22 protein-coding genes and 1 riboswitch are annotated in these 23935 nt (G+C 34.8%); of the genes, 12 read left to right on the top strand and 10 right to left on the bottom strand.

Annotated elements, in window-relative coordinates:
- Position 1: 1 nt before the first annotated feature.
- A complete protein-coding gene (locus QQS35_RS16755; RefSeq protein ID WP_285933379.1) occupies positions 2–1555 on the bottom strand; it encodes a DUF6583 family protein in 1554 nt (517 codons plus the stop codon).
- A 563-nt stretch (positions 1556–2118) separates the two neighbouring features.
- On the opposite strand from QQS35_RS16755, the gene QQS35_RS16750 reads away from it, so the two are divergent.
- From QQS35_RS16750 to QQS35_RS16740, 3 genes are all read left to right on the top strand, one after another.
- Positions 2119–2763 (top strand): DUF2975 domain-containing protein, encoded by a 645-nt coding sequence (locus tag QQS35_RS16750; protein WP_285933378.1) that lies wholly within the window; start codon positions 2119–2121, stop codon positions 2761–2763.
- Between the two features lie 12 nt (positions 2764–2775).
- Positions 2776–2997, top strand: a complete 222-nt coding sequence (locus tag QQS35_RS16745; RefSeq protein WP_285933377.1) for a helix-turn-helix domain-containing protein — start codon at positions 2776–2778, stop codon at positions 2995–2997.
- 475 nt (positions 2998–3472) lie between these two features.
- A riboswitch (cyclic di-GMP riboswitch) is annotated at positions 3473–3559 on the bottom strand.
- Between the two features lie 381 nt (positions 3560–3940).
- Positions 3941–4366 (top strand): organic hydroperoxide resistance protein, encoded by a 426-nt coding sequence (locus QQS35_RS16740; RefSeq protein WP_285933376.1) that lies wholly within the window; start codon positions 3941–3943, stop codon positions 4364–4366.
- 50 nt (positions 4367–4416) lie between these two features.
- On the opposite strand, the gene QQS35_RS16735 is transcribed toward QQS35_RS16740, so the two are convergent.
- Complete coding sequence (locus tag QQS35_RS16735) at positions 4417–4860, bottom strand: MarR family winged helix-turn-helix transcriptional regulator (RefSeq protein ID WP_285933375.1); 444 nt, start codon at positions 4858–4860, stop codon at positions 4417–4419.
- Between the two features lie 536 nt (positions 4861–5396).
- Positions 5397–5684: a DUF4282 domain-containing protein gene (locus QQS35_RS16730; protein ID WP_285933374.1), complete on the bottom strand. Its 288-nt coding sequence runs from the start codon at positions 5682–5684 to the stop codon at positions 5397–5399.
- 633 nt (positions 5685–6317) lie between these two features.
- On the opposite strand from QQS35_RS16730, the gene QQS35_RS16725 reads away from it, so the two are divergent.
- The 7 genes from QQS35_RS16725 (at position 6318) to QQS35_RS16695 (ending at position 13203) form a co-directional block, all read left to right on the top strand.
- The gene (locus QQS35_RS16725) at positions 6318–7154 is read left to right on the top strand and encodes an EAL domain-containing protein (protein ID WP_285933373.1); all 837 of its coding nucleotides are present in this window, start codon (positions 6318–6320) and stop codon (positions 7152–7154) included.
- A gap of 59 nt (positions 7155–7213) precedes the next feature.
- Positions 7214–8167 (top strand): GGDEF domain-containing protein, encoded by a 954-nt coding sequence (locus tag QQS35_RS16720; RefSeq protein ID WP_285933372.1) that lies wholly within the window; start codon positions 7214–7216, stop codon positions 8165–8167.
- A gap of 122 nt (positions 8168–8289) precedes the next feature.
- The gene (locus tag QQS35_RS16715) at positions 8290–8784 is read left to right on the top strand and encodes a small multi-drug export protein (protein WP_285933371.1); all 495 of its coding nucleotides are present in this window, start codon (positions 8290–8292) and stop codon (positions 8782–8784) included.
- Between the two features lie 177 nt (positions 8785–8961).
- Positions 8962–9702 carry a hypothetical protein gene (locus QQS35_RS16710; protein ID WP_285933370.1) on the top strand — a complete coding sequence of 247 codons (741 nt, stop codon included), beginning with the start codon at positions 8962–8964 and terminating at the stop codon, positions 9700–9702.
- 18 nt (positions 9703–9720) lie between these two features.
- Complete coding sequence (locus tag QQS35_RS16705; RefSeq protein ID WP_285933369.1) at positions 9721–10125, top strand: GntR family transcriptional regulator; 405 nt, start codon at positions 9721–9723, stop codon at positions 10123–10125.
- Positions 10122–10988 (top strand): ATP-binding cassette domain-containing protein, encoded by an 867-nt coding sequence (locus tag QQS35_RS16700; protein WP_285933368.1) that lies wholly within the window; start codon positions 10122–10124, stop codon positions 10986–10988. The genes QQS35_RS16705 and QQS35_RS16700 overlap by 4 nt, the downstream gene beginning before the upstream one ends.
- A 139-nt stretch (positions 10989–11127) precedes the next feature.
- Positions 11128–13203 (top strand): choice-of-anchor I family protein, encoded by a 2076-nt coding sequence (locus tag QQS35_RS16695; RefSeq protein ID WP_285933367.1) that lies wholly within the window; start codon positions 11128–11130, stop codon positions 13201–13203.
- A gap of 79 nt (positions 13204–13282) precedes the next feature.
- Here the strand turns inward: QQS35_RS16695 and QQS35_RS16690 are convergent, their stop codons facing one another.
- From QQS35_RS16690 to QQS35_RS16675, 4 genes are all read right to left on the bottom strand, one after another.
- Positions 13283–14980 (bottom strand): alpha/beta hydrolase, encoded by a 1698-nt coding sequence (locus QQS35_RS16690; RefSeq protein WP_285933366.1) that lies wholly within the window; start codon positions 14978–14980, stop codon positions 13283–13285.
- A gap of 378 nt (positions 14981–15358) precedes the next feature.
- The gene (locus QQS35_RS16685) at positions 15359–16789 is read right to left on the bottom strand and encodes a DUF4179 domain-containing protein (protein ID WP_285933365.1); all 1431 of its coding nucleotides are present in this window, start codon (positions 16787–16789) and stop codon (positions 15359–15361) included.
- Entirely contained in the window at positions 16782–17306 is a 525-nt protein-coding gene (locus QQS35_RS16680) for a sigma-70 family RNA polymerase sigma factor (protein WP_285933364.1), read from the bottom strand. The genes QQS35_RS16685 and QQS35_RS16680 overlap by 8 nt, the downstream gene beginning before the upstream one ends.
- Positions 17307–17853: 547 nt before the next feature.
- Positions 17854–18699 (bottom strand): formate/nitrite transporter family protein, encoded by an 846-nt coding sequence (locus QQS35_RS16675; RefSeq protein WP_285933363.1) that lies wholly within the window; start codon positions 18697–18699, stop codon positions 17854–17856.
- 252 nt (positions 18700–18951) lie between these two features.
- On the opposite strand from QQS35_RS16675, the gene QQS35_RS16670 reads away from it, so the two are divergent.
- Entirely contained in the window at positions 18952–19329 is a 378-nt protein-coding gene (locus tag QQS35_RS16670; RefSeq protein ID WP_285933362.1) for a carboxymuconolactone decarboxylase family protein, read from the top strand.
- Positions 19330–19459: 130 nt separating this feature from the next.
- Positions 19460–19765 carry a hypothetical protein gene (locus tag QQS35_RS16665; RefSeq protein WP_285933361.1) on the top strand — a complete coding sequence of 102 codons (306 nt, stop codon included), beginning with the start codon at positions 19460–19462 and terminating at the stop codon, positions 19763–19765.
- Between the two features lie 265 nt (positions 19766–20030).
- On the opposite strand, the gene QQS35_RS16660 is transcribed toward QQS35_RS16665, so the two are convergent.
- The 3 genes from QQS35_RS16660 to QQS35_RS16650 all read right to left on the bottom strand — a co-directional run bounded on the left by QQS35_RS16660 (position 20031) and on the right by QQS35_RS16650 (position 23837).
- Positions 20031–20231, bottom strand: a complete 201-nt coding sequence (locus QQS35_RS16660; protein ID WP_285933360.1) for a hypothetical protein — start codon at positions 20229–20231, stop codon at positions 20031–20033.
- A gap of 194 nt (positions 20232–20425) precedes the next feature.
- Positions 20426–22042: a response regulator transcription factor gene (locus QQS35_RS16655; protein WP_285933359.1), complete on the bottom strand. Its 1617-nt coding sequence runs from the start codon at positions 22040–22042 to the stop codon at positions 20426–20428.
- 7 nt (positions 22043–22049) lie between these two features.
- On the bottom strand, positions 22050–23837 hold the full coding sequence (locus QQS35_RS16650; RefSeq protein WP_285933358.1) for a sensor histidine kinase: 1788 nt from the start codon (positions 23835–23837) through the stop codon (positions 22050–22052).
- Positions 23838–23935: the final 98 nt, after the last annotated feature.

Here is a 23935-nt window from a genome sequence, read left to right as displayed (position 1 = left end):
ATTAATAACCTGCATTAAAGAGCGTCATCCACTGTTCCAACTGAGGACCTGCTTCTTCCATGATATACATTTGAATTTCCTCTTGACTCATGGAACCTAAATCAAGCACTTCTTTAGAACCGGTGTCAAATTCAATACTTTTCACTAACTCAGCATCATTACTAACATTTAATTGGAATATATCCTCACTTATCCCTTCACCAACGACAGAAAAGTTATGAGTTGAATTCATTTGATCATTATCATAGGTGGATGACCCATTCCAGTTTAATTGAAAAGCAGAAGGTAAGGCCGAATCATTAAACGCGAACTGACGATCAAATTCTCTTGTACCATCGTTAACTTGTTCTGCACCCGTATAAGAAAGTTCAACACCAGCTGCTGAAACCGTGATGGAATCATCCGCTTTGCCGTCCTTCCATGAGAGATCACCAGTTAGCGTTAAGCTATCTGCTTCTGTACCATCATCAAACCCAAGTTCATAGTCAAACACCTGCGTTTCTTTTTCTAATAGCTGCGTACCTGCAATGGTGAATGTAACTAATTCTTCTCCAGCCGGTGCCATTTCAATGGAAAAATCTCGTTTAACGATTAAATCATTTTCAGTCCATACCGTTGCAGTTAAGCCGTTAGGAATTTGTAAATCTTTTAACTCCTTCTTAGCTTCTGCAATACCTGTATCGAAGTCATTTATTAGTTGTGCCATATCTTCTGAAGTATAAGTACCTGCAATAGCTGGATCTAACGCCATTTGCTCTTTCAAATATTCTTTTAGTCTTTCATCATTTTCTAATGCTGTAAGCACCTTTTCGATGATATCCTTCAGCTGTTGCTCAGACAGTTGAAGAGAAAGTTTTGTAGCCTCGACCTGTTCACCATCTACATCAACCGTATCATCTTCAGCACTAAAAGCATCCTCTGGTAATTCTTTATATATCATTTGAACGTATGTTTCTTGAATATGTTTGATGTCTTCTTCACTCATCAGTTTTTGATTAAAAAATCTATCGAATTCAAATTCTTCGACTGCTGTTGCACCCGTTGGATCAAATTGAGTTATTAAGTCGGGAAGATCACTTTCTTTCACCTCGATAACTTTTTCAAGAAACGGTAGCGATAGCATCACATTATCCGATGATAAAAAGAATTTAATATCTTCTAAGGAAATTCCCGCCATGCTTGCCTTTGCTTCCAGAGTCATTTTTTTATTCTTTGGATCAAATCCGTTAGTTAGGGTAATTGTTGAGCTATTAATAAACTCCTGCATACCAGTCGAATCGAAGCCTGAAGGATCGTTAAATTCTGCTGACAATTCCATTGTAGTTTCACTAGGCTTCTCCTTAGTCGCTTCTACCCAATCCAATTCATCATTGTAACGTTCTTCGACTGCATCCTTCATAAAATTCAACGAATTCACTTCTGCACTAAAAAATTGTTCCTTTGGATTCTTATTGAATATAGTTGCAGCAGCCACACTTGCACCTACAATCAAGATAGCTGCAATGGAAGCTATCCATATAAATTTTTTAGAAAACGTCTTACTCTGCTTTTCCAATTTATTTCCCCCTTTTATACATTTTATCTCGAGCCTACCAACGATTAACAATATTCATGTGAACATGATCTTAGTCGAAAATAGTAGATTCATAGTATTTTACCTTTTACTTTTATACTACTAATTAGAATTTTAGTCAAATACTGTAAGATAATGGTACTTTCTGTAGTTGATTATAAGTGTTATTTTCAACATTGTTATACTATGTTTCCACTAATGAATCATTGCTAAATTTTTTTGACTTTTCTATTTTTTCTTACATGTTCGCTATTAAAATCTCATGTCTTGGAATTAGCCTTCCGTATAAACGGATATAAATCATCAATCCGTTATTTCTTTTTGGATTTTTTCGAGTTGGCTTTGTTTATATAGAATTAATTCTTATAAGGAGTTGAATAAAAACATATTAAGACGGGCCAAAGTACGGGCTATTATCTCTAAGGTAGTACACAAATACGCAGTATAACATTATTAAAATAATGTTTATCATTAAATTTATATTGATTAATATATATAAAACACATACAATGAACAGTAATAACCGAATTAAGGAAGGTGAAAAAATGAATACAACAAACATTGCAAACTCGAAAAAACTGTCGCTTAAAATCATAACTGTACTAAACGTAATTATATGGTTTAACATTTTATACTTTATCGCGTCCATCGTGCTTCTTGTATGGGCTAGTTTTTTACCAGAACAAGCTTTCTTCGCTGAAAAGGGTGTGGGTCATTGGTCATTAGGTGTAAATACTAAAGGAAATGTATCTACTAATGGAAATATCTCTTTTTCTTCTCTAGTTCCTTTCGCCATCTTACAACCATCTTTCCCAAGTATGTTTGAATTGGAGGCAAAAGCAGCATATATCACCTATTTTTCAACACATACCCTAACATCCATGCCCGCTTTCCTTTATGGAGCTATACAAATAAAAAAAATTCTCACCTCAATTACAGATGATGATACACCTTTTAGCCATAAAAATGTGCAGCGTTTTAAACATCTAGCCTATGTCGTAATCGGATATGCTTTGTTTAGTAAAGTAATTATCAGCATAGCTATCGGGATATTTGTTACAAACATTTTTAGTATCACTTTAACCACTATATCCCTATCAGGTATAGTAGGGGGATTCTTACTTTTAATTGTGGCACAAATTTTTCAATATGGCGCCTACTTACAAAATGAACACGATACAACTTTATAAGGAAGTGAAGACATGGCCATTATCATTCGATTAGACCGCGTATTAGCAGATAGAAAAATGAGGTTAAACGACCTAGCTAAAAAAGTTGGCTTGTCTAGTGTTAACCTTTCCAATTTAAAAACAGGAAAAGTCAAGGCGATTCGCTTCTCAACATTGGAAGGAATATGCAATGCAATGGAATGCCAGCCAGGAGATATATTAGAATATGTTCCTGAAGATAAAGATAATAAATAAACTATGACCATACTCCTGTTTTTTAGAAATCAGAAGTAGATATTTTTATGAAAAATGTAATGTTGATTAAATAGAGGTAATTGAGGATAACAAAAAAAGCAAGTCATACTAATTACGTGTAATACACCTGAAAAAAACGAGTAATGGTTCGAGGTGAATTAGTGGAAATATCGATAGTTGAAAGTGTAATAGGTCTCTTATATTATTTTTTGATTTGCTAAAAAGAGACTATAGCAAAACTAATAACAAAAAAGCCCCAATCCATCGATTGGGACTTTTTACACTAAACACTACCTATTTTATAAAATTCAAGCATGACTTTAATCTTCATTTATTTTATAATTGCAGCGAACACAAATACCTTCACTAACACTAATCTTATGGATGCCTCTCATTCGACATTTTATAATTCTTTTAACAAACTCCCGCATAAACAACGCCCCCTAGAAACTTAGAATAAAAGCACTTCACTTTATTCGGTAACTAGGCCACCATAACTTTATCAAGCTTTAGGTCCTTAGTTTTGCGTCCTTACCTTTCGACAAGTTTGCCTTTTTCAAAATGGATACACACTTATTGCAGTACATTATTCCTAACATTCAATGGTTTCAACAATAGCTCTCATATTTTTTAGGTATTTTTACGCAGAAGCATATGATTGAACAGGGATTGATTCCTCGGTTCCTTTTCTGGCTAGACTACTTCTACTTCAAACATCCCCCTAGTAGCTGGCACCACTCCACTTACTTATTTCACTAACGGTTATTTAGCTAAGTCTATGGAGAGTGTTCAACTGGCTCTCTATTAGAAACATGAGAATATTAAAGTGCACGATACGTTTCCATCCCCTCTTCAAAGTAAATGTATTGACTTATATTTTTAATTGTGTACAATTAAATTGTGCACAATTAAAAATACTAATAATATAAAAGGAGAAATAAACATGACCAATACATTATTTACTTCATCTGTAAAAGCTGTCGGTGGTAGAGACGGACGAGTCGAATCTTTAGAGGGGAATCTTAATCTTGACGTTGCTATGCCTGGCACACCTCGAAAGAAAAAAATACCTGATGCTACTAATCCTGAACAGCTATTCGCTGCTGGATTCTCCGCATGTTTTGACAGTGCGTTGCAGATGATTGCAAAAAAAGAGAAAGTATCGTTTGAATCGGAAGTAATAGCAAATGTCAGTCTAGTTAAGGATGAAACGGATCAAGGGTTTAAGCTAGCTGTAAAATTACAAGTGAAAGGTGCCGGTGTCGAACATACGAAATTAGAAGAGCTTGTTCATAAGGCACATGCTTTCTGTCCATATTCAAAAGCTACAAAAGATAATATCGAAGTAACATTAGAAGTTGTAGAATAATAGAAAAAAACGTTCACTTTTGAAGTGAACGTTTCTTTCTATTTACTGTATTATTTACTTTCCTTCAGCTTTTCCAAAAGTTGAACAAGGGCAGTTTTCATATACTGGTTTTCTTGATCACTGTTTCCAGTTGAAGATAGAATATGATTTGGTATACAGTTTGCCTTTTGTTTAAGATCGTAACCTTTTGGTGTAAGTTTAACGAAAACAGACCTTTGATCACTTGAAGAGCGCTCTCTTTCCAATAGAGACTGTTCCTCCATCCGTTTGAGCATTGGAGTTAGTGTTCCGGAATCTAGATACAACATCTGGCCGATCTCTTTAACAGTGAGTAGGTCATTTTCCCACAACAATAATAAAACAAGGTATTGTGGATACGTAACACCTAAATCCTCCAAGAGCGGTTTATATTGTTTCGTCATTTCTCTTGATGCTGCGTAAAGTAAAAAGCAAATTTGATTCTCAAGCTTTAAATGTTCGAATTCGTTTTTCATGCTCCACCAACTCTATGTAAATTTTATATATACAATAATAACCGATAACGGTCATTTGATAAAACATTCAGTTTAGCTAAAAGTGCAGTTTTCCGTGCTAGCTAAAACCTTTATTCTCCAACTTCAGTTTTCATCGCAATAAATTTAAGAGCCTCTAAATCAGCATAAGCATCTGATGAAATCAGTTTAGGGGTTAAAAACTTATACGATCGCACTAGCAGACTGTTAACATTGAGGTACGAAGAATACAACCAAGCAATTAAGTGAAGATGTTGTCGAAACAGAAAGCAAATTCAATAAAGTCTTGTTATCAATTGTAGATACTTTCAACGCACTAGCTATTCTTCTGAAATAACCGAACACAGTTCTAAAACTAACGAAGGAATAATTATAGCTGCAATCAAAATCTACAAATTAAAAAAGGATATCTCCTCATACAACTCATGGAGATATCCTTGAAGTAAAGCATTAAATTTAATGAGAGTAAATCCTCTAAGTAAAAATTTGTTCACAAAAAGGAGTTTACTCTCAAAATATCAATCTTCCGTTTTATTAATAATTTTCCCGTCAATACTTCGTAAAGTTTCATGCATTTTAAATATCACAATCATTAATTCACAATACACTCTAGCTAAAAGAGGTCCCACTACCAATGTGATCAAGCCCAAGATAACTTGAACACCACCTCCCCATGGAGAACTAATACCAGCTACTATTTGAATAAGTCCAGATATAATTGAAAAACCAACACCAACCCAAAAAATGAATTTAATAATTGTAGGTGTAATCATTTTATTAAAACTTGTTAAATCGTTGAAATTCATAACTTTCACCTCCTTCCATTTATCTCTATCTTATACCAATCTTTTATATGCTAACTTTTAAAGAAGGTGTTGTAAAGTACAATTTTTCATATATAAATAAAACGACCATTCACCTCAACCAAGACTTTACATTTCAGCTAAAACCCTTGTTATTTATTTTAACCTGTACAATTTCCAAATGAAGGGTGGAGGTAAGCATGGGACGATTTCCTGTCTCCTTTTTTATTCAACTTAATGCTCCACAACTATCTTAAATTCAGTTTTCCACAGACACAGAATATATTAATTTTCGGTAAAGTTATTGTAAAAATACTATGCTATTAATATATATTTAGTATGATAGAATACATCATTATTTAATGGACATTCATCCATAAAAGACTAGATTCCAGAATTTACTTCGTTCTATAATAAATATTATTTTTAAAAGTTAATGATTCTAATAAATTATCGATCACGCAGGAATTATTTTAGTTTCACAATTGCCCCTCTATCCGGGCTACCTAGTAAGTAAAGATTAAGCGTTCACGTTATAGGACCTTCTTACCTCGTATAAAGCTGAGCAAACGTAACTATGCCTATACTTAAGAAAATGATTGACATTCTACAATAACTATATAAAGGGAGCGCATGATGGATAACTCATTATTTTCAAAATTAAGTATTTTAGACATTCTCTCCTACCTAAATCATTCACATGTAAAAAGGTTATCGAAAGCAAATGATTTTTTGAAATTTATGCAGCTAAAGAAAATAATGAAATCTGAGTCTTTGTCTACTTATTATCAACCTATCCTCGATTTAGAATCAGAACAAATGATTGGTTATGAGGCATTAAATCGACCACCAAAATCGAAACAATTTCCTACTACGGAAAGTTTTTATGATTTTATTGGTCATACCAACCAAGTATTCCATTTTGAAAAGCTTGCCAGAAATTTAGCTATTAAGAAATTCCATAGTGAAGTTAAAAAGCATCCACAACAAAAAAATCATTTGTTATTTATCAATATACAACCTCAAGTATTAGTCGATTCAAACTATAAAAGTGGTGAAACATTAGAGTTACTGCAACAACACGAGATATCACCAAATCAAGTAGTATTTGAATTAACAGAAAAAACTGCCGTCACGGACTTTACAATGTTTGAACGCGTATTATCTAATTATCGATCTCAAGGATTTAGAATCGCAATCGATGATGCAGGAAGTGGTTTTAACAGTTTAAAAACACTGGTACACCTTAAACCTGAATTTATAAAGTTTGATCGAACTTTAATTCATAATATCCACCGTAATGAGTCCCAACAACAATTGATTGGTTTACTCGTCGAGTTTGCTAGAAAGTCCAACACGAAAGTACTTGCAGAAGGGATAGAAAAGAAGGAAGACCTTCAATTTTTGAAAAAAAGCGGTGTGCATTTAGGACAGGGATATGGTTTAGCAATGCCGAGTCAACAGTTTCAGTAACTATGATGATACATCTTTCACCTAATCACAACCACTAATCAATGCCGAGGAGTTTGTAAATGCATACGTTCATTGGTGAAATTACCGAGATAGCCCTAACTGTAACAACATCCACAACGAATGATAAAGTAGATAAATTATTTAATGAACACCCGAGCAATCAAGGAATAGTTGTTGTGGAAAATGACATTCCAATTGCATTAATTACACGAACTAATTTCTATCAAAAACTTGGAACATTGTATGGATACAATATATATATGGGAAGATCAGTAAAATTACTAATGAATACGAATATCCTTATCTTTGACTACTCCACTTCTATTTTTAAAGTAAGTGAATTGGCCATGGAACGAAAAAATGAACATCTCTACGACCATATTGTTGTCGCAAAACATAACCAGTATTACGGAGTTGTCAGTATTCAAAAATTACTAATGACGTTAGCACAAACGCAGTCAAAGATTGCAACAAATATGAATCCACTTACAGGATTACCGGGTAATCAAATTATTTCCGAGAAGTTACAAACTATTTTAAATCACCAAAAATATACTGTACTATATATTGATTTAGATAACTTCAAAACTTATAACGATGTATATGGTTTCTCAAAAGGGGATAATCTCATTCAAGAAACAGCTTTACTATTAAAAAAATATATCCATGACCCTATTAACTTCCTTGGACATATTGGCGGAGATGACTTTCTTGCTATCTTGTATCACCATGACATTCATAGCCTATGTGGGACAATTATAAATGAATTTGATTATCTAATCCGTAAATTTTATTCAACCGAGCATTTAACTCAAGGATACATAACATCAGAAAATCGATCTGGAACCATGGACCAGATACCTTTAGTTTCCGTATCCATTGCAGCAGTCTCCAATAAGCATACAAGCTATCAAACTGTGGAAGAAATCGTTGCACAAGCAACACAAATAAAAAAGCGCTGCAAACAATTACCATGTAGCTGTTATTTCGAAAATACACTAGCTTTACCATAAGGAAGTAGGGAACTCGTCCCCTGCTTCCTTTATTTATTCAAAAAAATCTAGACAAAACTAGATATAGCTGTTATGGTGTTTATATCGATATATACACTATAACACTTAAGGGGAAGATGAAGATGGATTTTACTGAATTATTTATAGCTTATGGATTTGTGTTTTTATTATCAGCGATACCTTTTTTCGAAGCGTGGGGAGTTATTCCCGTTTCTATCCTTGCAGGACTTTCCATTGTGCCTGCGCTAATTATTGGTTTATTAGGTAATATATTGACTATATTACTCCTTGTTATGTTCATAGATAAAATTAAGCAATGGAGAAATAATCGTAAAAAGAAAAAAGGTCAAGATACTTCTAGTAAACGTACAGCTAGAGCACAAAACTTATGGAATAAATATGGACTACCAGGACTCGCCTTTATTGGTCCGCTATTCGTTGGAAGTCATTTAACAACATTTTTCTGTTTAACCTCAGGTGGATCAAAAAACAGAACAACGTATTGGATGATTGCAAGCATCTCCACTTGGAGTATTCTATTTGCTGTACTTGCTTTTTTTGGTATAGATTTATTAGGTTTTGAGGACAGAAATATGATTAAGGACTTCTTTGAATAATTGGAAACATCGTGTTGATTTAACTCTAGACGATACTAGTGATGTGATAGCTACCACAACACTAGGTGGTTTAAGTCTACGTCCCTAATTCGTCGTTTACACTTTGTAAAACAACTATTTTCTGGAGGATTACGGACAGTTATCCAGAAAAAATAAAAATCTAAGTGAGGGTTGTCTATGATACAACAAGCAATGTGGTTAGCGAGAAAAGAAATAAAACAGCAATTCGTTCCATTCTTATTCACGATGGCAGTTACTTCTTTCTTTGCAACGGCTACAACGTTACAGCTAAGTATGGCAGTAGAGTATATTTTCGGGGAAGGATCAACGGATTATAAAAGCCTTTTTTTAGACTTAATATTCCTCCTCATTACACCATCTTTTGCTGCTATCTTTATGTCTAGTCCATATTTAACGTTTCGCACAATAAAAGAAGATCCATTTAGCAAACGAATGGCCTTATTTCGTGCGCTACCTATTTCAATAAAAACACTAGCTTTAAGCAGGATTATTATTATGTTGATAACATTCCTATCCTTATCTATTATTTTTTATCTTATTATTAGTATTGGTCTAACACAGCTTAGTCCTACCTATTTGACACCAATGGAATGGATGAGCTTTATGGTCTTTTGGTTTGGTTATGCACTAGCAATTGGAGGCTATAATTCTTTTATTGAATATGGTACCAATGGTAGAGTATTGTATATCGTCCCTACTATAATACTCCTTAGTTTCTTTTTATTTTGGTACTTTTTCCGAAGAATTACTGACCGTAGTGTAGTAGAGCTAAGTTTATTAATGATTAAAGAATACCAATGGATTCCTGCTATCACTTTCCTACTTATAGGGATTGCCGGTTGCACTTTTTGGTATTACTTACTATCTAATCGTTTACGCAGGCGAGACTATCTATAATGAAATGGAGGGGGTAACATGCAACTACCGATTAAAGTGTCAGAAGATAGTAGAGAACCTATCTATCATCAGATTGAAACACAAATTAAGACATTAATCATAAGCGGACAACTACCTCCAGATACGCCTCTTCCATCGATCCGGGTTCTTTCCCACGACTTAGCGTGTAGTGTTATTACGACACGTCGGGCATATCAGGATTTAGAAAATAAAGGTCTCATTAAGACTGTTCAAGGCAAGGGTACCTTTGTGAAAAAGTTAGAAGGAAAAGATAAAGATAATGAAAAGCTTAAGATAGCAATGTATACATTTGAAAAGGCTATACAGCAGACGCAACAAATTGGATGTACAGAGGAAGAAATTATCGAGATTTTTGATAAAGTGTTTAAGCAACACTTTGATCAGAAGGGGGAAATGGAGTGAATACCTCATTACTATCAGTTGAAGGGTTAAGTAAGGATTTTAAATATTTTACGTTTGGAACTGTAGACTTCCATGTGGAAATAGGTACTGTCGTAGCTTTAATAGGTGAAAACGGATCTGGTAAAAGTACTCTATTTCGATTATTATTGAATATTCTTCATGCTGATGAAGGAAAAATAACCTTTTTTGGAGAAGACCGACAAGTTGATGATGCCCAATTTAAACAAAGTGTAGGTTATGCTGGTAACCTATTAGATGCATTCCCTTATATTTCTATAAAAGAACTCTCGCATATGATTTCTTATTGGTATGATAACTGGAATGAAGACCGATATCGTTATTTTTGCGAGCGATATGCGATTGATGAGCGAATGAAATTTGGAAGGTGTTCGACTGGAATTAAAAAGAAGGTTGAGTTTATCTTATCGATATGTCATAATCCGAAGTTACTCATTTTAGATGAACCATCCTCGGGTGTAGATATTAAATCACAACGAAAGATGAAAGAAGACATCATAGAATTCATGGAAGATGGCACACGAAGTACGATTATTGCTACACATAGTGTCGATGAAATTACGCACTTAAGTGATATTCTGATAGTATTACATGACGGTAAGATTGTAAATTCGATGAATAAAGATGATATTTATGAAAATTGGGCGAGAGTCTGGGTTAGTGATCTTAAAGAATCTATTATAAATCACACTAATACAGTTGATGTCATGTATGATTCAAAACAAATCATAACAAATCACTTACCTAATCTCGAACAAATGTTAACAACAGAAAACATTACAATCACCCACACACAAAGTCTAAAAATAGGCGAAGTAATTGATTACCTAATTCCACAAAACTAAGGAAGCAGGGAAGGAAGCAGGGGACGGTTCCCCCTCTTCGCATTTACATTAATTAACAGTAATTTAACTTTATCTTAATAATCTTTCTATACTATTAAATTGTGTCTACAAACATAATAAATTTAATAGGAGGAAAATTATGAAGAATGTTTTTAAAGGTATTCTTGCGATGACATCATCTGTATTACTTCTTACATCCCCGATGCATGCTTTTGCAGCAAATCAAGAACTTACATATTTCTCAGAAAATGAAAATGGACTAGCTGTTGAGTTAGTTGCGCGCTACGCTAGTGGAGCGGAAATTGATGATGGCGGTACGGAAATCGTTGCCTATGATGCTAAAAACTATCAAGCATTCTCTGTAAACGGAGCAGAAAAAGCGCTAGACATACTAGATTTATCCGTATTGCAAGACAATCAGACGACCATTCCTCTTAAGAAAAGAATTCCATTAAGTGAAATTGGAGTGGAAGCAGGTGATGTAACTAGCGTTGCGATTGATCCAGAGGGGAACTATATCGCAATTACAGCACCTGCTGATCCAAAAACCGAAAATGGATACGTTGTATTCCTTGATACAGATGGTAACTCGTTAGCTAATGTTGAAGTAGGCGCTTCACCAGATATGGTTACATTCTCTCCAGATGGTTCAAAAGCACTTGTAGCCAATGAAGGAGAACCAAATGATGATTACACAGTAAATCCACATGGTTCCGTTAGTATTATTGATGTTAGTGGAGATATTAAACAACTTGACCAAAGTGCTGTCACTACTGTTGATTTTTCTGACGTTACTATTCCTGATGACATTAGAAAAGTTCACCCAGATAGTACTTATGCGGAGGATCTAGAGCCAGAGTATATCATTGTTGATCATGCTAGTCAGTATGCGTATGTCGGGATACAAGAAGACAATGCCATTGCAAAATTAGACATTAATGCTAAACAATTTGTTCAGGTCAAAAGTTTAGGTTATAAAGACTTTTCAACTAATCATATGTTAGACGCTTCTAATAAGGACAATGGTATTAATCTTCAAAACTGGCCAGTACTTTCTATCTATCAACCAGACGGCATGGCTATGTTTGAAGCGAATGGAAAATCATACATCCTGACTGCGAATGAAGGTGATGCACAGGATTGGGACGGGTTCTCTGAAGAAGAGCGTGTGAAGGATATTGCTAAAGATATTGGTTATGAACTAAATGCCGACTTGTACGCGGGCTACACGCAACAACAATTAGATGACATGGTTGCAAATGGCCTTTTTGAAAATGAACAGTTAGGAAGACTTACAAGTTCCACTTCTCACCCAACAAATGAAAATGGGAAGTATGAAGCAGTCTACGGATACGGCGCTCGTTCCTTCTCGATTTGGGACGCTGAAAGCTTGGAGCAAGTATATGATAGTGGAGACGATTTCGAACAGAAAATGTCGACTTTTTATCCTGATTACTTTAACACTAACAATGATGATGATGGATTTGACTCAAGAAGTGATGATAAAGGACCAGAACCAGAAAGTGTGATTTCTGGACATGTCCAAGGAAAAGACTATGGATTCATCGGATTAGAACGTCAAGGCGGTATTATGGTTTATGATTTATCAAATCCAACAGCGCCAAAATTTGATAGTTATTTTTCTAGCCGTATTTTTCATGGCCAAGATGCAAAAGTGACCACAGAGAGCGGCGATTCTGCACCTGAAGGATTAACGTTTATCACAGCAGAGGAAAGCCCAATTAGACAAGAGCTATTACTAGCTGCACACGAAGTAACTGGTACAATTGCCGTGTACGCGCTAGGGGAAGCGACTACAGATGAAGATTCTGATAATGACGACGACCAAGGTAATGATGATGGTCAAGACAATGATAACGGACAGGACGATGGCAAAGATGACTCTGGTGATGAACAAGAAAATCCAGATAATCAACAAGAAGAGCCAAATACAGATGATGAACAAGAAGAGCCAAGTGCGGAACAACCTGAAGATAACAAGGACACCAACGAAGATGGACAAGACTCGGGTTCAGATAAAGATGAGGATAATCGTTCAGAAAAGGTAGCTAGTTCAAACAATGACGATGAAGGTGATAGACTCCCAGACACTGCAACTAGTAACTGGAACGTTATGGCACTAGGAAGTATGCTACTTTTAGCTGGATTAGTTATCGTATATAGAAAGAGAATGCTTCAATTGTTTCATAAATGATAGATTACAAGCCTATTCTCCTTAACGAGAATAGGCTTGTTTTTTGAAAACTATTTAAAGCGCACACTTAACCATGTCGCTAATTCAAATACATAAATCGTTCCATATAATAGATAAACATTTGATTGTAATAGCTAGAGAAATAGAAATCTCCGTTGTGACCGGCATAAGGCATCATAAGTAATACCGATTGCGGATTGTTGTTTTCTTTATAGGTTTCAGCAAACGTTTTTGAGATAGAAGCATCTACAACTCCATCTGCTGTACCTTGAAAAATTAATGATGGTGGGCTATTCCCGGTCACTAATTCAGCTGGATTCGTGAGAGCATCGGAACCATCAATACCAACTTCATCCGCCAACCCATTAGCAGGATATAACGGAATAATTCCTTTTACATGTAACTCAGGATTAAGTATATCCTCATACTCCCCACTTGCTAAGCCTAGTCCGACTGCATTCGCCAATTGCCCTCCTGCAGAAGCACCAGAAATAAAGACAGCGTTCAAATCAGCGTTAAACTGATCATTATTTTCCACTAGATAATCGGTGAACAACCCGATGTGACGGACCATATCATCAATAGTAAAGTCTGCAACAATATTGTCAGGAACCGGCGCGAACTCCACAAATTTCTCTTCACTGCTAAGCCCATACTGCACATCAAAAACAACATAGCCTTGACTAGCAAAATATTTGTTAATCTGGGCGTTGTTACCCGAACCTTTATCACCAATCGTCCATCCTCCTCCATGAATGCGAATGAGTACAGATCGATTCCCTGGTAAATTTGTTTGCTCAGGTGGCAAGTAGGCATCAAACCGTAACTGAATGTCTTTATCTATTCCCTCCTCACCTTCAAAAAAAAGAATGTCTTCCTGCACTGTGTATCCATTTGTTTCAGTTCCAAAAAAGTAGTTTGGTAGTGAGAAAGGAGTTGTTAAAAAGTGAGTCTTAACTTCCTCAGGAATAGATTCTTTCCACTCATCTCCTAACGCATCAGTAAAACGCGTTTCTGCTTCCTCCATTGAAAATAACGTTGCAAACAAAGGCAAACTAAAGCAAACAGCAACACCTAATCCAATCAGCGTGAGTAAATGAATCAATAACGATCTACTTTTTCCCGAATGCATTTTAATAATGAATAGCACAATAGCTATCGTACCAATGCTGAAAAATAGAGCATATCCCGGGAAAAACATTTCGATGACACCGCCGCTTTTTCCTTGCAGTAGTTCGTAAGCGACATACACCCCCCCTAACAAAAACAGACTCCAAATCCCAGTCATCACTCTTCTTTTTGAAAACATACGCTCCTTCGCGAAATGTACCGTGAATCGGTTAGTGAACGGATTGTCTCCCTGACTTTTTCTTGTCATTGCAGCCATTACTGTTCCTAGTATTAGTAGGATGAAGATAATGATAACTGATAAAGCAGTACGTGAATCAGTGTTTGAAAGTTGGAATGATGCAAGTGAATTTAAGACAGGCAGCAAAATCATAGCAATGATTGTGAACAATAAATAACTATAATCTAACCACTTATGGTCACTTGGAAAAGCAGCAACAATTATATTTCCGATTAGTGTTAGGACAAAAAGCACTCCAAATATATTCCATAAGCCATAGCCATGCAGTCCTATTAAATAAAAACCACTTAGAATGATAGATAAGATATTTGCGAATAGTAGAATAGTAGAAATGGAACGGGTAACTGAACTTTTTGGTCTCGTATTCAGGCTGGATAAAGACGTTTCTTTTTGTAACGGATTTACCATACATATTTCTCCTTATTAAATCACTTTAAATCTATTACTTTTTATTATAAATAAATATCTATATAAAAAACAGCAATATCCTCTCGCCGTTGTCGCACCTGTGAACCGTAAGAGCTGACCCAAAATTTGACGGATGATTATATAATGCTAATAGGAACTGTTTTACTTTTGAGCGTTTCCCTTATTATTTTGTGTCCGTTGACCAATTAGTCGTTATCGGTAAGCTATGTAGAATGCGCTGCTTCAATATCGAGGTTACACACATTAATAGGGATAGTTCACCACCATACCTGTCTACCCATTCATAAAAAGAGAAAGAAGCAAGGGGAACGTGTTCCCTTGCTTCGTTTATTAGGGATAAGAGCCTGTCTCTCACTCTCACATAGCATTAAATAGTTCCTCAAGCTCCTCGATTGTTTTACCTTGAATCTGGAAAGAATCTACTTCCTCCCATTCACCTCCATTTCTAACAACCTCAAGCACACTATTCATTCCATTTTCATTTTTATAGATTACAAAGGCATGTGCTTCGGCGTTCTCACGTTCATCTGTTTCTTCTATTAATGCGAGTGGTTTAACAATATCTCTAACATTTAGATCGTTACTCTTTTGCAATTCGTAAGCAATATGCGTGTCCAAGACCCCGACTTCTGCTTTATAATAATCACCTAATTCAATGTCTAATTCTTCTACAACCTCTTCTATCATATTCTCACGAAGGAATGTTTCTTTATCCAGATGCTTTTCAACCAAACCATACTGTTCGGATTCATTGATTATTTCTGTGGACTTAACTTCACTCAAATTAACTTCAATTGCTAAATCGTTTAACGAAGTTTGTGTATTACCATCATCTAATATTGGGATAATCGTTAATACTTCACTACTCTTTAATGGTTCATATAAGGCATCAACTTTTATTACTTCCTTATCAAAATGGACGAGGGGAATGTTTTTACTATTTCCTTCTATAAGTTTTAAATAATCAGCATTTCCGGTCTGGACCTGAAGTTCATACGAGGAAACCCCTTGGTTTTCTTTACCCAATGGTATGTCTAACTCTGCTTGAATTTTCATTCCACTTGGTGTCACACGAATGTTTTGAAGTGTAAACGCATAGTTCTCAGCCTTAGCTATTCGATTTACATTGTATAACAAACCCGAATCTTCTATAACTACAGGAAATTCAAAATTCCAATTTCCTGTAGTATTTAGAATCTCATTGAAGGAGACGTTTATAGAAAATTCCTCTGGTAGGTTTACAGTCGTACTAATAATCCCAACCATGACATCTCCTTCTCTATGCCAGTTCCCTGTTTGTTCAGAAAGGTGTTTCCCGTTTACTTGGACTTCATATTCAGGCATACTCATTTCCAATATAGATTGATTATTCATGTCCTCCTTTATCGGAACGGTGTACCCAATTACTAACCGAAAATTGTCATAATAAACTTCTGTGATTGTTATATCAATGTCCCGATCATTAACTGTTTCTCCAATGTTATTTACTAGATTTTTTTCATAGGCTTGTTCGAGACCAATGTCATAATGGGACAGTACTGAACCAACTAAAGGAACATTAGCTAACACCCTTGCCATTACTGGAGAAACGAATGCAGAACTTATAAGTGCAAAACAAAGAACTGCTGTTACAGTTAGACTGACTATCAATTGCTGATACCTTCTCTTTTTTTTACTTTTACTCTTATTAGCAGTATCAATTGCATGACTTATTGCACTTTGTAGTTGTTGCTCCGGGACGGAAATGCTATCTACTTTTCGTTTAAACTTTTGAATATCATCATTCATTGATACAGCCTCCTTCCATTTTTCTTCGCAACATTAGTAACGTTCGATGTAAACTGGACTTTACTGTTCCTTCTGGGCAACCGATAATTTTAGCAATTTCATGATTAGGTAAATCTTCATAATACTTCAGTATAATTATTGTTTTTTGTCTCTCATCTAATTGATCAATCAACTGATATAAATCCATTTTATCGTCAATATTTATTTCTTTAGCAGGGATAGCTTCCAACGTTTCTTTTATAAAGGGTGTAACCTTTTTTTGTTGTCTAAGAAAATCAATCGAATTATTAATTGCAATTCTCTTAAGCCATGCAGAGCTCTGTTCTGGCTTTTTTAACTTATCAATCGAAATGAAAGCTTTATAAGCAGTCTGTTGCACAATTTCAACCGCATCATTCTCATTTTTTACGTACAAGTAAGCAATGCGATACAGTCTGTCTTTTTCAAACTCGATTATTTTTTCAAATGCTTTTTTATTCCCCTTTATCGCTTTTTTAACATCACTTTTACTATACATGTTACCCTCCTCTCCCCTACTAGACGGGGAGAAATATAGATTCGTTCCAATTTTATTCTGGGGACGGAAGCAGGGGACGGTTCTCTGCTTCCTATTTAACCCTAACTAACAGATTCGATGTAACACAGTGAAATTCTTAAAGCTTAATGTTTCGAAAGCCTTCATTTACTTTGCGTAACACGTTTTCTCTTTTTCAATTATTCTTTATTTTTTCAACATTCAAGCCTCTTTGTCTTTACAATAATTTATTTTCGGTAATATGCTACTTAGCATATTTAAAAGAATTATTAGATGTAATATTAAACAAATTAGGCATGTTAAATTTCATTTCGATTTAAAGAAAACATTGGGACAGTTAAATTATAAAATAGTGGTTTGTTAACGTGGAGTAAACCGAAATCAGAGTTCTTTAAGAAGGTAGGCACTTGTCAATTAACACATATAATGTCATATAACACTTTTTCTGAATTCGGATAAGTATTTATAATTTATCTAGCAAAAAATTCAAACTTCACAAAAAAAGGAAGCAGGAACTGTCCCCTGCTTCCTACCTTGCTGTTTGTTTTTTAGTAACGACTGTTTCAGCTATTTCTAATTTTATTTTCGGGTTCGTCTTATTGTATGTAACGTAAAGAGCTACCCCAGTAAAGATCACACCACTTACGACATTACCTATCGTAACTGTGATTTGATTCCATAACCACCAGTCAGCAAAACTAACATCGGCACCTAACATCATACCTGCTGGAATGACGAACATATTTACTACGGCGTGTTCAAAACCTTGTGCGAAAAACATAAAAATGGGTAACCACATGGCTACTATTTTTCCACCTGTTGATTTAGATGTCATGGCCATCACTGCTCCTAGCGTTACCATCCAATTACATAACATAGCTTTCACGAATAAAACAATTTGCCCGTCAAAGCCGAGGCTTTTATATCCTAAGGTTTTTGCTTCGGCAACAGCAATCACTTTTGCTGCTACTACATTATCTGTAACATGCCCTAAGCTAGTAATGGCAATCATATACAGAAAAGCATACAGTGCCCCTCCAATTAAGTGACCGATGATAACCCAAAACCAATTAGACAACATGCCCTTAACCGTTGCTTTTTGATTCATCACTGCAACCGGAATTAGTGCAAAATTCCCCGTAACTAGTTCAAGTCCGAGTAAAATGACGATCACAAATCCAACAGGAAAAAGAATCGCACCAAGGATACCCATTCCTGATTGGATTTCGGCTGTAAATGCAAGTGTTGTTGCAACTCCAAGTAAACCACCAGCAAGAATACCACGGATTAACATATCTTTTATCGACATAGTTGCTTTGGTGGCACCAGCTTGAATCATACTCTCGACCACTTGTTCTGGTTTAACATATGACATAACTATTATCCCCCTTTTTAGATATAATATTACTTATTTCGAAAATGACATGTGAATAATATCACAATAATGAATATTATGTTTATATTTTCACATACTGTCATAAAAGTGTAAAAAAATGACCAACAAGAGTCCGTCAAGTAACTAATCATCGTTATCACTCGATATAAATATCTCCAATTTTTTTGATGTATAATTTATCCTAAATAATAGAAGATAGGTATATTACTTAATTTAATGAGGTGAAAGAAAATGGACATGAATCCAGAAGAAGAATTAGACAATTTTTTTGATGCGTCTATTTTAGATTATAAAGAAGGTAGTTCGCGCTTTAGAGACCGTCTTCCTAAAATGACACAAGGTTATTTTGACTTTACCGAGGCCTGTTTCCAAGAAGGTTCTATAGCTAAAAAAGAAAAACAATTAATGGCTCTAGGTATTGGCATTTATGCACAAGATGAATACTGTATCATGTATCATACAAAAGGGGCTGTTGAACACGGCGCTACAGAGGATGAAATTATGGAAACTGTTGCGATTAGCGCTGCCTTAGGTGGAGGTGCCGCTTTTTCACAAGGGGTTACCTTAGCCATGGATACATTTGATTATTATTCAGAAGTGAAACATTAATACGTAAGGGACAGAATCACCTTGTCCCTTTGTACTTTTCCAGGTGCTTAGTAATTATGTACATCCTTGCTTATAATTCCCAACATAGATTCTATAATAACTGTTCAAACTAGGAGTGTGAGGTGATAATATGAGCAGCAATAAAAAGGATAATCAAGATTACACGGATTTTTCTAATACAGAAACGCAACGAAACTTTTTAACAGCAGAGGAGTATCCTGAGGGTCCTTATGGTTCGTCAACTGGCAAAGAAGATCCTGTGCAAAATAAAGAAACCCCTTGGAAGGAAGACCAGCAATTTTATAGTAATTTTGTTTATGAAGGTCGTAACTTCCACGAAGATGTACCACGAAAATTTCCCGGTGCGCACCAAACCCATGATGAAGACGGCAAAGAAACAGAAAAACCATACGATGATGCTCCAACTGATTATTAATTTTTCTATATAAGGGATTTAAATTGATCCCTTATGTTTTTTATGTTTTCTATGTTTTCTATGTTTTCTATGTTTGCGGTTTGCGGTTTGCGGTTTGCGGTTTGCGGTTTGCGGTTTGCGGTTTGCGGTTTGCGGTTTGCGTATGGTTGTCTTCAAATGAAGAGCAATTACACCCAATGGATTCTATTTTCATCCACTGTGTAATTCTGAGATAGAAGCATCTACAACACCATCTGCAGTATCTTGAAAAATTAATGATGGAGGGCTATCCTCTGTCAATACCGACATTGGACGCCCCATTAGTAGAAAAAACCGGAATAATCCCTTTCACTTTTAAGTCAGGATTCAGTATATCTCCATATTCCCACCCTACTAAACCTAGTCCAACCACATTCGCGACTTGTCCACCCGCAGAAGTGCCAGAAATAAAGACAGCTTCAGCGTTAAACCGATTATTATTTTCCACTAGAGAACCAATATGATCCCGCTTCTACTATTCATTTTTTATTTGTTACACAGAATCAATTTCATAATTACCTTAAACAGCCATCTATAATGATATCTAGTTTGGAAATGTTTTTATCCAACTACATATTGTTATGGATGGCGCTGAAATGGGTATTATGAAATTGATTAAACGAACTAAATAATATTCCCTTTTTATGAATGTGAAGCTAATTTATATTTATAATGTCGAGGAGACATTCCTGTTTGTTTTTTGAAGGTCTTTAAAAAATAACTTTTACTCTCAAATCCTAGTTCATTTGCAATTTGATCAATGGATTTCTTTGTATTTTCAATCATACCTGTTGCTTGTTCCATTTTTATTCTGGTTACATACTCAATGAAATTCTCTCCCGTTTCTTGTTTAAATAACCGACTGAAGTAACTTGCATTTAAGTGTAAGTATGCTGCAACATCTTTTAATGACATTTTCTGATTGATATGCTGTCTAACATATATCTGTGCTTTTAGGACTTCTTCATGTCTAGGTAGTTGATTAAACTCGTGCACATGCTTTAAAAACAAAGTGAAGATCTCTATTAAAGTTATTTCTAAGTGTGTAATTGTGTCAACATTCATGATTTTGTTCGTCATTTGTAGTAATTTATCATCTTTAAATCGCATTAGGGTGTTTAACGATAATTTGATATCTAACACTAATTTCACAGCAAAATCCAACACCATATTCGGATGAAATTTTCCATTTCTTATGACTGAAATATACTCTTCTATAAATGCAAATACATTAGAATCATCTCTTTCAAGGATAAGGGTTTTAACTTTTTGCATTACCTCTTGGTATTCATGAAAAATAGTTTTTTCATTAAAAGTGATAATGTGCAACGCTTGAAGACTATTGTGCGGATAATAAAATCGGCTTTTGTTATTATCAAGTAATTCTTGCATGGAAGTGATTAAACCTTGTTTATCCTGATATTTATTTCCAATTACGATGGTTGTTGTAATCTTTAAATAGGTTTCCAGTTTTTCTTGCATATTTCTAATCGCTTTATCTATGAGTTGATTTTCTAGTTGACTCGAATTACTCTCTTTTTTAAATAGTACAAAAAATTTACCTTGCAAATAAAATATTTGAATATCCTGTTGATAATTTTTTAACTCTTCTTCAATAATATTGTTGATACTGAATTGTAGTATTGTATCACTTTTATATTTCTCAACCACGTCTTGATAATAATCGATATAACATAAAACTGGTGTGAATTTTTCATCATGGAAGTTCATCCCAAGCAGTTCTTCTTGTTCCTCCCACCACACTTCATTTTGGGATACATTACCATCTACTACTTTTTCAATAAATTTCGATTTTAATTCTCTGTTGTTTTTATTTAAGAATCGTCCAATTTTCTTATTGTTGGTCTTTTCTTTTAATTCTTCATCCATTCTTTCTATTAATCTAGTTAGTAAGTCAGTGATTACGGGTTCTTCCATCGATTCTTTTAATATATAATCATATGCATCCAACTTTAATGCTTGTTGAGCAAAATGAAATTCATCATGACAAGATAAGATTATATTTATAGATTTGATATTCTCCGCCCTTAATATACCGAGCAAATCGATTCCATTTAAATGAGGCATTCCTATATCGGTAATAAGAACATCGAAATCATTTGTTTTCATATATTGCAGTGCTTCTAAACTATCATGAAAACTTGCAATTATTTCAAAACCATGATCCTGCCATGGGATCATTTTGGTCATAAATTCCAACACCATTACGTCATCATCAACCAAAACTACTTGATACATGGCTACTTCACTCCTCATTTAAGGGTATATAGAATGTGAACTTTGTACCTTTGTCTTTTTTGCTTACTATAGTTAGATCAAAATCTTCTCCATAAATAATTCTTAATCGCTGATAAACATTTTGTACACCAATTCCATTAAAAGATCCTTTTGTATCTATTGGATCCTTGTTCCCATCTTGAAAAACTTTTCCTTTTAATTGTTCTACCTTTTCCTTATCCATTCCAATGCCATCATCTATAATTTCTAACACCAGCATGGCTTGATCATTATATGCCGCTTTAATGGTTATAACACCTTCTGTATGTTTATATCCGTGAATAATAGCATTTTCAATCAGTGGTTGTAAGAAAAATCTCGGAACTTCTAAATCTCCTATAGCATCATCTACATCAATATTTAACGAAATCGTATGGTGATGCCTAAAATTCATCAACTGCATGTAATGCTTTACTACTGTTATCTCTTCATTTAGTGTTACAAAAGCATTATTTCTATTAACCGTCATCCTTAATAACGCTGATAACGCATAAATGAGTTCCGCACTATCTTTATCACCATTCATTCGAATTTTTAACCGTATAGCATTTAATACATTAAATAGAAAATGTGGATTAATTTGTGCTTGAAGCATATCTAACTCAGCTATTCGCTTCTTTTCTTCCTGTAATTGTACTTGCACGACCATCTCTTCAATCGTATCGAGCATATGATCAAAGGATTGACCTAATATGGCTACATCGTTCTTTCCCTCAATGTTTGCACGAACCTTTAAATTACCTCTTTTCACCGATTTCGTAATTAAGTTTAACCTGGTTAATGGTTTCGTCGTTTCTCTTACCAATATAATTAATCCAGCTAAAAACAATAGTAGAAAGGCACCCTGAATAATAATCGTAGTTCGCGTAACTGTGTTGATAGATCCGATTGTATCTTCGTAAGGTACCAAACTAATTAGTCTCCATCCAGAATAGGAAACAGGAACTGAAACCAAAAGATGGTCTTCTGATTCAAATTCTACTATGGAATAAGACCGATTCATTACGTCATAAGGAAGTGTCGTACCAATGTCCTCTTCGTTAACACTAGAATAGATTTCCCCATATTGACTTGTTAGATAATATTTATTGTTGCTATTATTTTGGAAGTTACTTAAAAAAGAAGCTACTTCCTTTTCTTCCATACTTATAACTAAATAAGCTAGAATTTGACTCCCTTGTTTGATCGTTCTAGCAACACTGATTAGGTGTGAAGTTGTTTCTTCATCTGAATTAATATACGTAGGGTGGGCACCAATCCACTTTGTTTGATAAAAGTTTAACTGATCGAGTTCTTGAAACCAAGGCTCCTGTTTAAAGGCAGATGGATGATGTTTAGATATAGAGTAGTTTGTATAATAAAAATCATCATTTAAAAAAAGTGTAATATAAGTAGGAGATAATAATTCTGTTATCCCATCTAAAGCCTCCGAAATACGTAGATAACTTAAAGCAGATTGCTGCTCTAAGTTTTCGGGATCAGACATAATTGTTTGCTGTGTTTTAAGCAAGCGATTAAAACTGGTATCAAATTGAATGTAATTAGACGTGTACATAATATCATCAAATAAATTGTTAACGCCCATTTCAATCATATTTAAGGTGTCAGTAGATTGCTTTACTGCTCTTTCTTCTAATACGTCCTTTGTGACATACTGAGAAACAAAATACGTGCTCAACCAAGGTAGTAGGATGCATAATACAACGGCAATGGTTAGTCTACTTCTTAATGAAAGCTGATTTATTTTTTTAAACATCACTGCACCTCACTACCTCTATTACCCCTCTTATATTAGAAAATAGGAAAATCAAGAGAGAAAACATTCCCCTCTTGATTGTATCACCTATTACCAAA

It is taken from the genome of Aquibacillus rhizosphaerae (assembly GCF_030282825.1).
In the GTDB taxonomy this organism is placed as follows: domain Bacteria; phylum Bacillota; class Bacilli; order Bacillales; family Amphibacillaceae; genus Aquibacillus_C; species Aquibacillus_C rhizosphaerae.
This window is presented reverse-complemented; position numbering and strand designations above follow the sequence as displayed.